Here is a 14,749-nt window from a genome sequence, read left to right as displayed (position 1 = left end):
ATTTACTCAACAGCAAATGTTTCATTAAATCTAGGCATTTTATTCTCTTTCCAATCTATACCTGTCTGCTCATCATGCCACCAACGAGGTTGAATATGAGTTTGACTCCACTTTTCCGCTTCCGAAATTAATTCCTTAAGTATTTCTGGATGTTCAGCACTTTTATCAAATTTTTCTGCCATGTCCTTATCAACATCATATAATTTCCAAGGCTCATTATTAAGTCGTAAAGCTTTCCATTGATCACGACGAGCTCCAACATCAGTAAAACCAGTTCGATGTCGCAAGCAGTAAATCATATCCCCTTTATGAGCATCTTTTCCTGAAATAAAATCGCTCCAGATATTTTTACCATCCAGAATTTTCCCTTCAGGCATTTTAGCACCTCCTAATTGTGTGAAAGTTGGGTAAAAATCAAGCGCTGAAACCGGATGATTAAAATGTTCCCCTGCAGGAACTTTATTTGGCCAATGAAAAAACATGGGTACACGATAACCGCCTTCACAAGCACTGCCTTTGCCTTCTCGTAATGGATAATTCGTTGCTCCTTTACTTAATTTACCTCCGTTATCACTTAAGAAAACAATTAGAGTATTATCAAATTGACCATTAGCTTTCAAACTTTCTATTATTTCTTCAACACCACGATCAACAGCATAAACCATAGCAGCATAGGTTCTTCTATGTTCATCTTTAATCTGTGAAAACTTCTCTAAATCTTCTTTTTTAGCCTGAAGAGGTACATGAGGAGCATTATAGGCAAGGTAAAGGAAAAATGGCTTCTCTTTTTTCGATGCATCATCTACAAACCTAACAGCTTCCCGCGAAAAGGCATCTGTTAAATATTCTGTTTCTCTAACTGATTTTCCATTGTGTTCCAAAGGAAGCAGGTATTCAAATATCACTTTTTTCCCAGCTTTTTTCTGTTTTTCGTATTTCTCACGATATTCATCAGGAAAATATTCATGTCCTCCACCTAAAAAGCCAAAAAACTCATCAAATCCTCGTTTATTAGGATGATATTTTGGCACAGAACCTAAATGCCACTTCCCAATTGCTCCGGTATAATATCCTGATTCCTGTAATGTTTTACTAATAAAAGTTTCTTCAACAGGAACACCCTTTCCGATCGTTTCGCTGTTAGGAGGCAGGTTAAATTGTACTCCCATTGTGTGTGGATAACGCCCAGTCATGATACTTGCACGGCTCGGGCCACAAAAAGGGTGAGTTACGTAACCAGCAGAAAAAATGGTTCCACTTTCCGCCAAACCATCTAAAGCAGGAGTTGGGATATCTTTAGCTCCATTAAATCCAACATCAGAATAACCCAGATCATCACACAGTATAACAAGGATATTAGGACGTGAATCTTTTGCTTTCTTCTCTGCTGTTCCAGCGCAACTTACTGAAACGAACAAAAGACCTAAAAAGGCCATTTTACTGATGTTCAATAACGAAATCATATTTTTCATATACTTTAAAGGAAAAATCATCTTTACAAACGATTGAATTTACAAAGAGACAAATAGTTAGTATTCTCTATTGAAAACATCCATAAATGGCTAAAATAAGACACCTAATTTATGGAGTATATAGTCATTTGGGAAATGGAAGGTTTCCCAAATGGCTATTAATGAACTTTTTAAACCTTCCGGTTTAAATTGGTTGTTATTATCTTACAACTCTTCCTGAGCCAGAACCTCCCATTAAGGATTCGACTTCTGATCGGGATGAATAATTAAAATCTCCATTAATTGAGTGACACAAACATGATGCTGCAACAGCAAATCGTATTGTTTTTTCAGGATCAGATAAATCCGGAGTATTTAAAGCATAAACCAAAGATGCACCAAAAGAATCACCACCTCCTACACGATCAATAATAGACTTAATTTCATAAGGAGTATACTTCCCATCAGTAAGCGGTGCAAAATATGATTTCATAGTAGCTGCATCGTATAACATAGCTCCCCAATTATTGTGTGTAGCCGAAATACTTTCCCGTAAAGTAATTGCAACTTTCTTCACATTTGGGAATTGTCTTACAATCTCTTTTGCTACATCTGTATATTTTTCTACATCCAGCTTACCTCCTTCGATATCTGTATTTCCTGCAGAAATCCCCAACACATCATGAGCATCTTCTTCATTTGCAATCACAACATCAACAAACGGAAGTATTGCACGCATGGTTTTTTGAGCAAGATCAGAAGCTGAAGTTCCAGATTGCCATTGCCAAAGTTTCTTTCTGAAGTTTAAATCACAAGAAACAGACAAACCTTTTTCCTTCGCTGTGCGAACAGCAATTTCAGTAGCATTTGCAGCGATTTCGGATAAGGATGGAGTAATACCGGTTGTATGCAGCCATTGAGCATCTGCAAATAATCTACGCCAATCATATTCTTCACCATGTGTTAATGATATCGCCGAATAATCTCTGTCATACATTACCCGACTTGGTCTTTGATTGGCTCCACGCTCAACAAAATACAAACCAAATCGCCCCTGATTCACTCTCTTAATTCCCGAAACATCTACATCAATCCCTTTCAAAACAGATAAACATGCATCAGTCATTTCATTATCAGGCAGTGCTGTTACAAATTTCACTTTCCCTCCCAACATAGCAATCGATGCAGCAACATTAGCTTCTGCACCGGCAAAAGTCATGTCAAGTTTCCCTGGCATACTTTGTTGAAAACGTTGGAAATTTTCCGGGCAAATTCGCCCCATTATCTCACCGAATGTTATAATTGTTTTCATCTTTATTATATTTGACTCACAACTTTACGGTTCTATTAGTAATAGAACAAAGCCTGAAATATTCTTACTATTTTCTAATCTTGGTAATCAACGCTCTAATTTCTCTTGCATTGGCTGTAATTGTATCCCAATCCTCAGCTTGAATTAGAGGGCGTTTAGCTACCCAAGAACCTCCAATTGCAGTAATTAACGAAGACTCCAAATAAGAAGGAGCATTATGAATATTGCATCCTCCTAAAGGAATAAATGTTAAACCTAAGTATTGGTAAGGTGCAACCATATTGGTCAAATGCTCCATTCCTCCTGATGTTTCAGCAGGAAAATACTTAAGCACTCTACAGCCCTGTTCCACTGCTATCTCAATATCCGATGGGGTCATAATTCCAGGAGCAAATGATAAGCCTTGCTTATAAGCCTCTGCAATAACTTTCGGATTACAACCTGGGGCCACTGCAAAATCAGCACCCAAATCAGCTACAGCCTTTACTTGATCTACAGTTAACACGGTACCAAATCCTAAATTAATTTCAGGAACCTCCTTTTTTATGAGGCGAGCAGCTTCCATAGCAACTGGAGTACGAAGCGTCAATTCGATTGCATCAATTCCTCCTTTAAGAAGAGCTTGAGCTACAGGAACAGCATGTTTCAACTCATCTATAACCAGAACGGCAATAATACCGCAATCGTCTATCTTTCTAATTATATCAGGCGACATAGCCCGTTGTGCAATAGGTTGCATATTTTATTTTTAAATTTTATTCGAAGAAACTTACAATGCAATTGTTATTCTTTTCTTCACTAAATAGTCATTCAAAGCGAGGTATGAACAGTCATGTCCGATACCACTTTCTTTAATTCCTCCATGAGGTAAATAAATTGCATATTTCACACCATTTACCTGCACTTCACCAAAATCAAGTTCTTCAGAAAAACGTCTGATTTCCTTTTCGTTATTAGAGAACACATAAGAAACCAAACCGTACACAGTATCGTTACCCAATTCGATTGCTTCTTCATTTGTTGAGAATTTCATGATTGCAGCAACTGGCCCAAAAATCTCTTCTTTAAAACAACGCATTTCTGTTGTGAGTCCAGTTATGATAGTCGGCTCGATAAAGTTTCCTACTTTTTTATCTTTCGGAATTCCACCACCCAACACAAGAGTAGCTCCACTCGCCACATCATCTTCAACCATTTTGAGAATTCGCTCTCTGTCTTTCAGAGTAACCAAAGGTCCCATATCTGGTTTTTCATCAAAGCCAAAACCAACTTTTACCTTTTTTGCTTTAGCGATAAACATTTCAAGAAATTCATCATATACCTTTTCATGAATTAAGAATCGGTTAACGGCTACACAAATCTGTCCACAATTACCATATTTCAATGCAATCCCGATATTAGTTGCAGTCTCTAAGTCTGCATCTTCACAAACAATAAAAGGAGCATTCCCTCCCAATTCCATACTAACATGCTTTACAGATGTAGCAGAATCAGCCATAACTTGTCGACCAGATTCAGAAGAACCAATCATAGTTAACACTTTTGGAATTTTACTTGTAGTCATTGTGTAGGCAACTTCACTAACAGGACCGCTGATAAAATTAATTACACCAGCAGGGAAATTCATATTGTAAAGAATCTCTCCTAACACATAAGATGATAATGAAGTTAAGCCAGAAGGCTTAATAATTATAGAACATCCCGCAGCCAAGGCTGGACCAATTTTGAATCCAACATTTAAAAGAGGAAAATTCCAAGCAAGATAAGCTACTGCTACACCTGCAGGTCGATTAACTATCTTATGACGATGTGTATTCTCAAGATCAGGAATAATTTCATCATGCATATTACGCATTGCACCTGGATAAAATTCAAGAGCATTCACTATAGACTCAATATCTTCCCAAGCTGCGTCGTAGGATTTTCCCATTTCCATTACAACGGCTTTGCGCAAAAGATCATCATTCTTCAATACTTCCTCACGCAATTTCATCATCCATACCGTTCTCTCCTTAAGAGACAGCTTCGACCAGTATTTAAACCCTTTCTGAGCCTCATCCAATGCCAATTCAGCATCTTCTTTCCCAGCCCAGGCAAGAGTTCCAACCACTTCTTCTGTTGCAGGACAAATTACATCCTTTTTAGCTCCGGAAATTGAGTCACGAAGCTCACCACCTATGTATAGTTTCTTATATCCAAAGTTCATATCTAATTTTTTAAAGTATATTTATGCACCGCATCTTCATTCAATTCAAAACCTAATCCAGGCTTGTCACTAATTACAATCTTACCGTCTTTCATTACCATGTCAGTACTAGTAAGCTCTTCTCTTAAAGCATTCTCGGTTCTGTCATATTCCAACAAACAATTTGGCGTTCTAAGCCGTCCTGGCAACACATCCAAATTACTTACAAAATGTAAAGCCGCTGATATGGCTATACCAGTTCCCCAAGTGTGTGGAATCAGTTCTACACCATAAACAGATGCGAGCACAGCAATTCTTTTAGCCTCGGTCAATCCTCCTGATGCACAAATATCCGGTTGCACAATGTCTACACAATTTGATTTCAATAAAGTCTGAAAACCAAAACGAAGATATTCACACTCGCCACCTGAAATTGGAATAGTAGTTTTTGTTCTCAATTCAGCATATTGAGCATAATTTTCTGGAGATATTGGTTCTTCAAACCATGATATATCATATTTCTCCACAGCATTTGCCAACTGAATTGCTTCTCTTAAGTTGTAAGCATGATTAGAGTCAATTGCGAGCTTAATATTTGGGCCAATAGCTTCACGAACTCTTCTAACATACTCAATATCCTCTTCTATGCTAAGACCAACTTTCATTTTCATGATTTTAAATCCCATGTCGACATATTGTTTGGCCTCATTAACAAGCTTATCGCCTAAATTATCGCAATGCGTATAATACATACCCGTTGCATAAGGCGTAATAAAATCCCTTTTTTTTCCACCCAATAATAAGTGAACAGGCAGTTCCATTATCTTACCTTTTAAGTCCCACAAAGCCACATCAATAGCACTAATGGAAGCAACCAGAACACCTCTTCTTGCAAAATCTAATGTTCGGCGATACATTGTACTCCAGATGGTTTCTGTCTCCAAAGGATTTTGCCCAATTAAAAACGGTGTTAGGAGTTCTATTCCAGCCTTGATAACACCGGCAGGTCCATAACCTTCACCCCAACCAACATGACCTGTATCACTTGTAACTTTCACTATACAAATACGCCTTTCAGCATACTCCCACTGCGAAAAGTAAAAACTTTCATCTAATTTATCCGAAAGTACAAAACTCTCTATTGACTTTATTTTCATACCCAAATCTTTATCAAGAATAACAACTTACTTCCTTTACACAACACCATTGGAATACCCTAAAACTACGGTAGCAACGATAAGGACAAACAAACCTCCAAGTAATATTGCAAAAGGCTTTTTCGCCCCATCCCACTCTTTATTTAGATAAGCCCAAACATTACTCACAACAAGTGAAACTCCCAGCAAGATTGGCCATCCAATTATAGGTCCCATTTCGCCCATCAATGTCGCTCCTTGTCCGTAAACACCCAATGCTCCGAACCACAACAAGCCAGCTCCAATTGCCCAAGCATAAGCTTTTCCGGAATTTGGAACAGAGAAAGAATCCCATGTTTTATTTTTGAAAAGTAGAAATAGCGCATATCCTGCATTCATCACATACGCACCAAGAAGAACAACAACCCAAATAGCCAAACTACTATTTCTTGCAATTGCGCCTGCTGCCTCAGCAACCTTACCAACCGGCTGAGCATTAACAAAACCGACATTCAGCAAAGCTGATAAAACACCACTAACGAGAGCAATAATTAATCCCACCTTTAGGTTTACGGCACCTCCATTTTCTTTTTGAGCTACATTATCGCGCTTTATTCCCGCAAATGCGGTAATAGCAACACCAACTAACATTAATGCAACACCTGCCATAACATATGGAAATGCAGGCAAATCAACAGCTCCATCTAATTGAAAGAATGGTATTAAACTACCAACAGCCGAGCAAACACCCATTACAATCCCGTACGTTAGTGAGATTCCAATATATGGAATACTCTTCCCAAACATTATTCCTCCAATTCCCCACAAAAATCCAAACAACATGCCGATCCAAATAGCTTCAGAAGGAGCGTCTGCAATAACCCCAAACAAGTCGGGCACTACTAATAAAGCCCAGGCAATTGGGATAATTAACATTGCTACTGTAGCATGAACTAGCCACCACGCTTCCCATTTTAAAGGAGCCATGAATTTCATGCCAAGGCCAAATGATCCCTGAAAGAGACTGGCGAATAATACCAAAACGAAGGGTATAAATACGAATTCCATAATATATACTTTTTATTTATAACAAAGAAAGAGAAATGTACTGGGATGATATTCTTGAAATTTACCATGTGCTTACATTATTTTACCCCGTTTAAATTTTGGAGAATCATTTGTAACACTCCTACTATACCCAACTAGGTAAAGGGTAGATACTATCAACAAGAAAACAAGCAAGAGTCAATTCTCCCTAAATTACAATAATCATCAAACTATATTAGAGGATAACTTATCGTATCCTCCTCATATTCTTCCTCGACCTGTATCGCACAGATAACAGAATCATATTTTTCAGAAACAGTAATCATACTAATCCGGTATTTCAAGCTCCACTACACTTATTGCAAGGGAAAATAAGGCACAAAAAAAAGGAGTCCAAATGGACTCCTTTTTAATATGTATAAACTTGGAATATTATTCCGCTGTTTCACGTGTAGAATAGTTCAGTTTTAACGAACTAGCTTTTCTAAGCTCCTGCTTAATATCGATAATAATACCCATTTTGGTATATTGATCAACCTTAAGAGAGGTAGTCAACTTGTTTCGCAATTCCTCTTTTCTCGCTTCTCTTTCCGTAGAAATGAAAGCTTGAATTTCATCAACCGAAGCAAACTGATCGTTCAATTGAATTTGAGGCTCTGTACCCATAGTTTTTGCAAACTGTCTCATTGGAACACCTACATAGATATTACTTACAAGATCCTTTTTTTCCAATTTAACAATTTCTTTTGCCGTTGGAACCATAACATCAACATTCAGCTCCACTTCACGCATAGTTGTACTAACCATGAAGAAAAATAAAAGCATGAATACGATATCAGGAAGAGATGCTGTCGAAATTTCTGGAAGTTCCTTAGAACCTCCTTTTTTAAATTTTCCCATTACTTGTTCCCTCCTATATTTTTAGGTTCAGCTTCAGAAATCTGCATAGGAACGTAATCTCTCACAGCATCCTGCTGCTCTTGGTCCAAATCTGCATATTTCATGTTCCACTTTTGCATTGCCTTCTCATCTTTTAATTCACGAGAAGCAGCAGCAAGTTCGTCCTGTACTTTAATGTACATTTCGTAACTAGTTCCGCGATCATTTTGCAGTGAAACTAATCCTTTAGAAACCAATACATCTCCAAAAAATGGAATTACAGTAACTTTTTTCTCTGGTAAATTTTTATTATTTAATGGGTTCAAGATAAATTCTTTAGTTTTCTCACGCAATTGTGAAATGTCAAGAATCTCTCCATTAACCAATAAGTCATCGTTGCGGTTAACCAAAATAGCTAAAACATTACGTTGTTTAACTTTTGGTGCTTCATCTGGTAACTGTTCTGGAATTGGAGGTAACTTTTTATAGATACCTGTATCAATGTCCATTGTAGTTGAAACCAGAAAGAAAATTAACAACAAGAATGCAATATCGGCCATCGAACTCGAATTAATTGCTGGTGTTTTTTTCCTTGCCATAATAAAGTTATTACGATCTGAACAAAGTTCAGATCAAATTCTTAACGTACTGTTCTTAAAACTTCAGTTACCACAATCGAAAGAACTGTTCCTACACCTAAAATATACATGGTGTACAATACAGTATCTGCAAATTGTAATGCTCCAGGAGTGTTATCATCACCAGTATAACCAGGAAGATCTAACAAAGTTCCGTCTGATAATGAATAAGCAAGAAGGACAATTAAACCCAATCCAACTAATCCAGCCAAACCTTTAACAGCTCCTTTTGGGTTAGATACTAACTGAATAATAGGGAAAAGAAGTGACAATCCAGCACAAACATATAACAAAGCATTCGCCCAATATATTAAAACATCAGTATAAACTGGGGTATCATATGCCTGATCTGGCACATCTCCGCCTAAGTAAAACATGGCAACAAAAATAGCTGTTAGACCAATCATTACATAGGTAAGAATATTTAAATATTTACTCAATGTATTTGACATAGTCTACAATTATTTTTTTAAGTTGTATTTCACTAGGATATCAAGAAGAGTGATAGAAGCATCTTCCATATTATTTACAATACTATCAATTTTTGCAGTACAGTAGTTATAAAATACCTGAAGGATCATAGCAACGATCAAACCAGATACAGTTGTAATCAAAGCAACTTTAATACCACCCGCTACAGCTGCTGGAGAAATAGTACCCATAGACTGGATAGAATCGAAAGCATCGATCATACCAATTACAGTTCCCATAAATCCTAACATAGGAGCAAGACCAATCATCAAACCAATCCAAGAAAGACCTTTTTCTAAAAGACCCATTTGAACAGATCCGTAAGAAATAACTGATTTCTCAACTACTTCAATACCTTCATCGATACGATCAAGCCCTTGGTAGAAAATACTGGCAATTGGACCACGAGTATTTCGACAAACTTCTTTTGCTGCCTCAACACCACCGTTATTCAACGCATCCTCAAGATTTTCGAATAATTTCTTAGTATTAGTTGTAGACATATTTAAGTAAATGATTCTTTCAATAGAAAGAGCCAAACCTAAAATAAGTGCTAACAATACAAAACTCATAAACATTGCACCACCTTGGATGAACTGCTTTTTTACAACTTTATGGAAAGAAGTACTTTCAATTACTTCCTCTTCCATTACTGGAGTTGCCTCTGTTACAACTTCTTCAGCAACCTCTTCTGCAACTTGCGTTGTATCTACGGTAGCTTGTTCTGCGGTCTCATCCTGAGCAAATACGTTTGTTGACGCTCCTAAGCTTAGCATCCCGATAACTGCTATAAATGCAAATAACTTTTTCATAGTCTGTTTTTCAAATTTTAATTAACGAAATTATTTTTACAAAATTAAACGATTGCGATCTCTAAATCAACTAATTACTTAGTTAAATATTATTTTCAATAAATAAAGTCTTTCCACACCTGTTTTCCATGTTGATCATGAATTAAATCTTATGTAATGCAGAAGGCACTAAACAGTGCACCAAATTACAAAAAAAATGTGAAAAACAAATAAACTATTGGCTTAATTCGCCTTTCAAAGATTTATTTAAAAGGAATTTGATTTGTTCTGTATTTAGGTTTTTCCCCAGCACATACATAAGTTTGGTAACTGCGGCCTCTGTAGTCATATCCCTTCCACTAACTACGCCAGCTCGTAATAACTCAATACTAGTTTCATACAAACCCATTTCAACACTGCCTGCAGCGCATTGGGTAATATTATATACTATTATTCCTTTTTCAATAGCCGCTTTTATAGAATCAATGAACCACTTCTCTGTTGGTGCATTTCCTGCACCGTAGGTTTCCATTATTACTGCTTTCAATCCTTTGCTATTTAAAATAGAATCAATCACAGTTTTATTAATACCAGGAAATATCTTTAAAATAGCAATATTATAATCCAAAGATGTTGATATCTCTAATTCTGCAGGTTGACTGGGGTAATGAATTGCTGAATAATTATAATTGATATGAATACCAATCTTCGCCAAATCAGGATAATTATATGAATAGAATGCATTAAAATGCTCCGCATTGTGCTTTGTGGTTCTATTTCCACGGAAAAGCCTATTCTCGAATACAACACAAACCTCAGGCACCATCGCTTGTCCGTTTTGATAAGCTGCCGCAATTTCAATAGCTGTAATCAGATTCTCTTTACCATCGGTTCGTAATGTACCAATTGGCAATTGAGATCCGGTGAGAATAACAGGCTTTTGTAAATTATCCAACATGAAGCTCAAAGCTGAAGCTGTGTAAGACATGGTATCTGTACCATGCAATACAACAAAACCATCAAATTTTTTATAATTATCCTTAATTATCTCAACGATTTTTATCCAAACTTCAGGGTTCAAATTTGAAGAGTCAATCAGCGGATCAAAAGCTATCGATTCCAAATTGAATCCAAACTCCTTCAATTCAGGAACTTGTTTTAGGATATGAGCAAAATCAAATGGTTTTAACGAACCAGTTTCAGGATCGTTCACCATACCAATTGTTCCTCCGGTATATATAATCAAAATAGAAGTTTGCTTCTTTCCCATTTCAGATCCTCTCAATTAAATGTTGAATAATTTTTCAGCGTTAGCGGTTGTTTTTTTGGCGACTTCACTAAGACTTACTTGGTAAATTTCCGCTAATTTATTGGCTATATGAATTAAATAAGAACTCTCGTTTCTTTTTCCCCTCTTTGGTACCGGTGCTAAATAAGGTGCATCAGTTTCCAAAACCAATTTATCCAAGCTTATCGTTTCGATTGTTTTATCAAGTCCGGCATTCTTAAATGTCACAATCCCATTAATGCCTAAAAGAAATCCTAAATCAATTGCTTTATTAGCTTGCTCTACATTTCCTGTAAAGCTATGAAATACACCTTTCAGATTACGACTTCGATAGGCTTCCAGAATTTCAAAAATTTCATTAAAAGAATCTCTGGCATGAATTACAATTGGAAGTTCTTTTTCAAGAGCCCAATTAATTTGAGTATCAAAAACAATTTGCTGTTCCTTAATAAATGTTTTGTCCCAATACAAATCAATTCCAATCTCTCCAACAGCACAATACTTGTTTTTTGCAAGCCATTCTTTACAATTCTCCAATTCCTCCTGATAGTTTTCCTTAACTGAAGTTGGATGAAGTCCCATCATTGGCACACACATCTCAGGAAAAGCTTGAACTAAACGATTCATTTTTGGAATAGATTCCGAATCAATGTTTGGAAGAAGAATTTTTTGAATATTTACATTCTTACAATTTGAGATAATTTCTTCAATATCATCTTTAAATTCATCTGAATATATATGGGAATGAGTATCAATCAATTTCATAATTCTCTACTTTTCTGCAAACATATATAAACAGTGAACACCTGCCAAAATAATAGTGAGTAAATATCAATTAAAAAAAGCCGGCTTAGCCGGCTTTTTATATATCAGGCAATGTGATTTTTATACGCAACCTTGTGCGAGCATTGCTTCGGCAATTTTTACAAAACCACCAATATTAGCACCTTTAATGTAGTTGATGTGTCCATTTTCAGTACCGAATTTAACACAAGTGTCATGAATATCTTTCATGATACGCCCTAACTTCTCATCGACCTCTTCGGTAGACCAATTAAAACGCATAGAGTTTTGTGACATTTCTAATCCAGAAACAGCAACTCCACCTGCATTCGCAGCTTTACCAGGAGCGAACACTGCATTAACTACAAGGTAGTTGCAAGCATCAGCAGTACAGCCCATGTTTGATGTTTCAACAACATACTTACATCCGTTGCTAATCAACAACTCAGCATCTTCCAAATTCAATTCATTTTGAATTGCACAAGGGAATGCAAGATCCACTTTTGCTTCCCAAGGTTTCTTACCTGGGAAAAATACTGCACCAAATTTATCTGCATAAGGAGCAACAACATCGTTGTTCGAAGCACGAAGATCCAACAAGTAATCGATCTTCTCTGCATTTAATCCTTCTTTATCGTACACATATCCATCAGGACCAGAGATAGTAACAACTTTAGCACCTAACTCTACTAATTTAAGAGCAGCACCCCAAGTTACATTACCGAATCCAGAAAGAGCAACAGTTTTTCCTTTAAGGCTTTCGTTGTTTTCAGCCAACATATGTTGAGCGAAATAAACAGCACCAAAACCAGTTGCTTCAGGACGAATTAATGATCCACCAAACTCAAGACCTTTACCAGTCAATACACCAACAAATTCATTACGAATTCTCTTGTACTGTCCGAATAAATATCCAATCTCGCGACCACCCACTCCGATATCACCAGCTGGGACATCAGTATTAGGACCAATGTGTCTACAAAGCTCAGTCATGAAACTTTGACAGAAACGCATAATTTCATTGTCAGATCTTCCTTTAGCGTTGAAATCGGAACCTCCTTTACCACCACCCATTGGCAATGTGGTTAACGAGTTTTTGAAAGTTTGTTCAAATCCTAAAAATTTCAATGCACTTAGAGTAACCGACGGGTGAAAACGTAATCCACCTTTATAGGGTCCAATTGCACTATTGAATTCAACACGGTATCCGCGATTGATTTCAACTTCACCATTATCATTGATCCATGGTACGCGAAACATAATTGTACGTTCCGGCTCACACATTTTATCAAGAATCTTAGCAGCTTTGTACTTAGGATTTGCATCATAAGTATCCCAAACTGTTTCGACTACTTCTTGAACTGCCTGATGAAATTCTACTTCTCCAGGAGTTTTGGCCTTAAGGCCTTCCATGAATTCATTAATCTTTGCTTCCATGCCAAACTATGTTATGAAATTAAATTAGATTGTGTTGTTTAAATATATTAGTTCTTGGTTCAAAAGTATATATTTTTTCATAATCACAAATTAAATTCGTAATTTTTCTTACAACGTTTTCGTAAATCACTAAACACTGAATACCAATACATTGCGGACGTTTAATTTCTGCTTTACAACATTAATTATAAAATAGTGACAAAATTCATGTATTCAAACTGTATATTTTACCCGGAAGTGATTTTATTACGCCATTAAATTCCAGTTTCAGGAGTAAACTTGACACTTTACTCATCGGAAATGAAGTTTTAAAACTAATCCTATCAATGGCCACACTCCCTGCCTCTTTAAGTATCTGAACCAATGCCTCCTCGTCGGGCGAAAGCTCTACAAATAATTTTGTCTGTACATTTTTCGGCTTCTCACTCTGATTTTCCCATCCTAATATATATTCCAAATCGGAAATACTCTCGATAAGATGAGCTTGATTGGTTTTTATTAATTTATTACAGCCGATAGAACTTTTATCCGAGGTCCGTCCTGGAAATGCAAACACATCTCTATTGTACGAATTCGCAATATCGGCAGTCACCAAAGAACCACCTTTTGCCGCCGACTCAATAACAATAGTAGCATCTGCCATCCCGGCAATGATTCTATTTCTACGAACAAAATTTTTAGGATCAAATTTACTTTTGGATGTAAATTCACTGATTAATGCACCCTGATTTATTATCTCCTCAGCATATCTTTTATGTTGTGAGGGGTACATCGTATGCAAACCATGACCGATTGCTGCAACAGTTTTCAATTGGTTACGCAAAGCTGCTTTGTGTGCACAGATATCAACACCATATGCAAGGCCACTTATAATTAAAGGCTTACTTTCTTTTTCGGATAGATCTTGAATCAACTTATTACAAATCTCCCGGCCGTAATCACTGGCATTTCGAGTCCCTACAATACTAATCGCACGTTCTACATTAAAATCAGTATTCCCTTTATAATAAAGTGTGCATGGTGAATCGGCACAATTCAATAGTCTTTGCGGATAATCTTTCTCCAAATAAAAACTAACTTTAATATGATTATCAGATATAAACTTCAGCTCTTCCTCAGCCAATTGAATCGATGACTCTCTATCCAATTTATCGATAAAAGATTTTCCAATTCCAGGTATTTTAAGCAAATTTTGCTTTTTTTCTTTAAACAGCCCCTCAACACTGCCAGTATAAGCAATTACTTTTTTAGTATTAACCGGGCCTATCCCATCTAAAAAACTTATTGCAATTTTATAAATATCCTCCATACATTCATCCAATTAAATAAAC

14 protein-coding genes are annotated in these 14,749 nt (G+C 36.6%); all 14 read right to left on the bottom strand.

Annotated features, from left to right (window positions below; genetic code table 11):
* Nucleotides 1–2: 2 nt before the first annotated feature.
* Nucleotides 3–1,472, bottom strand: a complete 1,470-nt coding sequence (locus ALGA_RS11330) for a sulfatase family protein (RefSeq protein WP_197705550.1) — start codon at nucleotides 1,470–1,472, stop codon at nucleotides 3–5.
* Between the two features lie 199 nt (nucleotides 1,473–1,671).
* Nucleotides 1,672–2,763 (bottom strand): sugar kinase, encoded by a 1,092-nt coding sequence (locus tag ALGA_RS11325; protein WP_096429405.1) that lies wholly within the window; start codon nucleotides 2,761–2,763, stop codon nucleotides 1,672–1,674.
* A gap of 67 nt (nucleotides 2,764–2,830) precedes the next feature.
* Nucleotides 2,831–3,502: a bifunctional 4-hydroxy-2-oxoglutarate aldolase/2-dehydro-3-deoxy-phosphogluconate aldolase gene (locus ALGA_RS11320; protein WP_197705549.1), complete on the bottom strand. Its 672-nt coding sequence runs from the start codon at nucleotides 3,500–3,502 to the stop codon at nucleotides 2,831–2,833.
* 30 nt (nucleotides 3,503–3,532) lie between these two features.
* Nucleotides 3,533–4,969, bottom strand: a complete 1,437-nt coding sequence (locus tag ALGA_RS11315; RefSeq protein WP_096429404.1) for an NAD-dependent succinate-semialdehyde dehydrogenase — start codon at nucleotides 4,967–4,969, stop codon at nucleotides 3,533–3,535.
* 2 nt (nucleotides 4,970–4,971) lie between these two features.
* Nucleotides 4,972–6,105, bottom strand: a complete 1,134-nt coding sequence (locus ALGA_RS11310; protein WP_096429403.1) for a mandelate racemase/muconate lactonizing enzyme family protein — start codon at nucleotides 6,103–6,105, stop codon at nucleotides 4,972–4,974.
* Between the two features lie 36 nt (nucleotides 6,106–6,141).
* On the bottom strand, nucleotides 6,142–7,152 hold the full coding sequence (locus ALGA_RS11305) for an L-rhamnose/proton symporter RhaT (RefSeq protein WP_096429402.1): 1,011 nt from the start codon (nucleotides 7,150–7,152) through the stop codon (nucleotides 6,142–6,144).
* A 411-nt stretch (nucleotides 7,153–7,563) separates the two neighbouring features.
* Entirely contained in the window at nucleotides 7,564–8,031 is a 468-nt protein-coding gene (locus tag ALGA_RS11300) for an ExbD/TolR family protein (protein ID WP_096429401.1), read from the bottom strand.
* On the bottom strand, nucleotides 8,031–8,609 hold the full coding sequence (locus ALGA_RS11295; protein WP_096429400.1) for an ExbD/TolR family protein: 579 nt from the start codon (nucleotides 8,607–8,609) through the stop codon (nucleotides 8,031–8,033). The genes ALGA_RS11300 and ALGA_RS11295 overlap by 1 nt, the downstream gene beginning before the upstream one ends.
* A 41-nt stretch (nucleotides 8,610–8,650) precedes the next feature.
* The gene (locus ALGA_RS11290; RefSeq protein WP_096429399.1) at nucleotides 8,651–9,100 is read right to left on the bottom strand and encodes a hypothetical protein; all 450 of its coding nucleotides are present in this window, start codon (nucleotides 9,098–9,100) and stop codon (nucleotides 8,651–8,653) included.
* Nucleotides 9,101–9,109: 9 nt separating this feature from the next.
* A complete protein-coding gene (locus ALGA_RS11285) occupies nucleotides 9,110–9,931 on the bottom strand; it encodes a MotA/TolQ/ExbB proton channel family protein (RefSeq protein WP_096429398.1) in 822 nt (273 codons plus the stop codon).
* Between the two features lie 214 nt (nucleotides 9,932–10,145).
* Nucleotides 10,146–11,180, bottom strand: a complete 1,035-nt coding sequence (locus ALGA_RS11280) for an asparaginase (RefSeq protein WP_096429397.1) — start codon at nucleotides 11,178–11,180, stop codon at nucleotides 10,146–10,148.
* A 15-nt stretch (nucleotides 11,181–11,195) separates the two neighbouring features.
* Entirely contained in the window at nucleotides 11,196–11,963 is a 768-nt protein-coding gene (locus ALGA_RS11275) for a TatD family hydrolase (protein ID WP_096429396.1), read from the bottom strand.
* A 120-nt stretch (nucleotides 11,964–12,083) separates the two neighbouring features.
* Nucleotides 12,084–13,418 (bottom strand): NADP-specific glutamate dehydrogenase, encoded by a 1,335-nt coding sequence (gene gdhA / locus ALGA_RS11270; RefSeq protein ID WP_096429395.1) that lies wholly within the window; start codon nucleotides 13,416–13,418, stop codon nucleotides 12,084–12,086.
* 205 nt (nucleotides 13,419–13,623) lie between these two features.
* Nucleotides 13,624–14,727 (bottom strand): DNA-processing protein DprA, encoded by a 1,104-nt coding sequence (gene dprA / locus ALGA_RS11265; RefSeq protein ID WP_096429394.1) that lies wholly within the window; start codon nucleotides 14,725–14,727, stop codon nucleotides 13,624–13,626.
* Nucleotides 14,728–14,749: the final 22 nt, after the last annotated feature.

This window comes from Labilibaculum antarcticum (assembly GCF_002356295.1).
GTDB classification, from domain to species: Bacteria; Bacteroidota; Bacteroidia; order Bacteroidales; family Marinifilaceae; genus Labilibaculum; species Labilibaculum antarcticum.
Note: the sequence above shows the minus strand (reverse complement) of the source record. Positions and strands in the feature narration are given on the sequence as shown.

Excerpts from the sequence above, each read along its gene's own strand:
- ALGA_RS11305 (WP_096429402.1), bottom strand. The coding sequence starts at position 7,152 with ATGGAATTCGTATTTATACCCTTCGTTTTGGTATTATTCGCCAGTCTC.
- ALGA_RS11290 (WP_096429399.1), bottom strand. The coding sequence starts at position 9,100 with ATGTCAAATACATTGAGTAAATATTTAAATATTCTTACCTATGTAATG.
- ALGA_RS11275 (WP_096429396.1), bottom strand. The coding sequence starts at position 11,963 with ATGAAATTGATTGATACTCATTCCCATATATATTCAGATGAATTTAAA.
- ALGA_RS11325 (WP_096429405.1), bottom strand. The coding sequence starts at position 2,763 with ATGAAAACAATTATAACATTCGGTGAGATAATGGGGCGAATTTGCCCG.
- ALGA_RS11285 (WP_096429398.1), bottom strand. The coding sequence starts at position 9,931 with ATGAAAAAGTTATTTGCATTTATAGCAGTTATCGGGATGCTAAGCTTA.
- ALGA_RS11315 (WP_096429404.1), bottom strand. The coding sequence starts at position 4,969 with ATGAACTTTGGATATAAGAAACTATACATAGGTGGTGAGCTTCGTGAC.
- dprA (WP_096429394.1), bottom strand. The coding sequence starts at position 14,727 with ATGGAGGATATTTATAAAATTGCAATAAGTTTTTTAGATGGGATAGGC.
- gdhA (WP_096429395.1), bottom strand. The coding sequence starts at position 13,418 with ATGGAAGCAAAGATTAATGAATTCATGGAAGGCCTTAAGGCCAAAACT.
- ALGA_RS11330 (WP_197705550.1), bottom strand. The coding sequence starts at position 1,472 with ATGAAAAATATGATTTCGTTATTGAACATCAGTAAAATGGCCTTTTTA.
- ALGA_RS11280 (WP_096429397.1), bottom strand. The coding sequence starts at position 11,180 with ATGGGAAAGAAGCAAACTTCTATTTTGATTATATATACCGGAGGAACA.
- ALGA_RS11300 (WP_096429401.1), bottom strand. The coding sequence starts at position 8,031 with ATGGGAAAATTTAAAAAAGGAGGTTCTAAGGAACTTCCAGAAATTTCG.
- ALGA_RS11295 (WP_096429400.1), bottom strand. The coding sequence starts at position 8,609 with ATGGCAAGGAAAAAAACACCAGCAATTAATTCGAGTTCGATGGCCGAT.
- ALGA_RS11320 (WP_197705549.1), bottom strand. The coding sequence starts at position 3,502 with ATGCAACCTATTGCACAACGGGCTATGTCGCCTGATATAATTAGAAAG.
- ALGA_RS11310 (WP_096429403.1), bottom strand. The coding sequence starts at position 6,105 with ATGAAAATAAAGTCAATAGAGAGTTTTGTACTTTCGGATAAATTAGAT.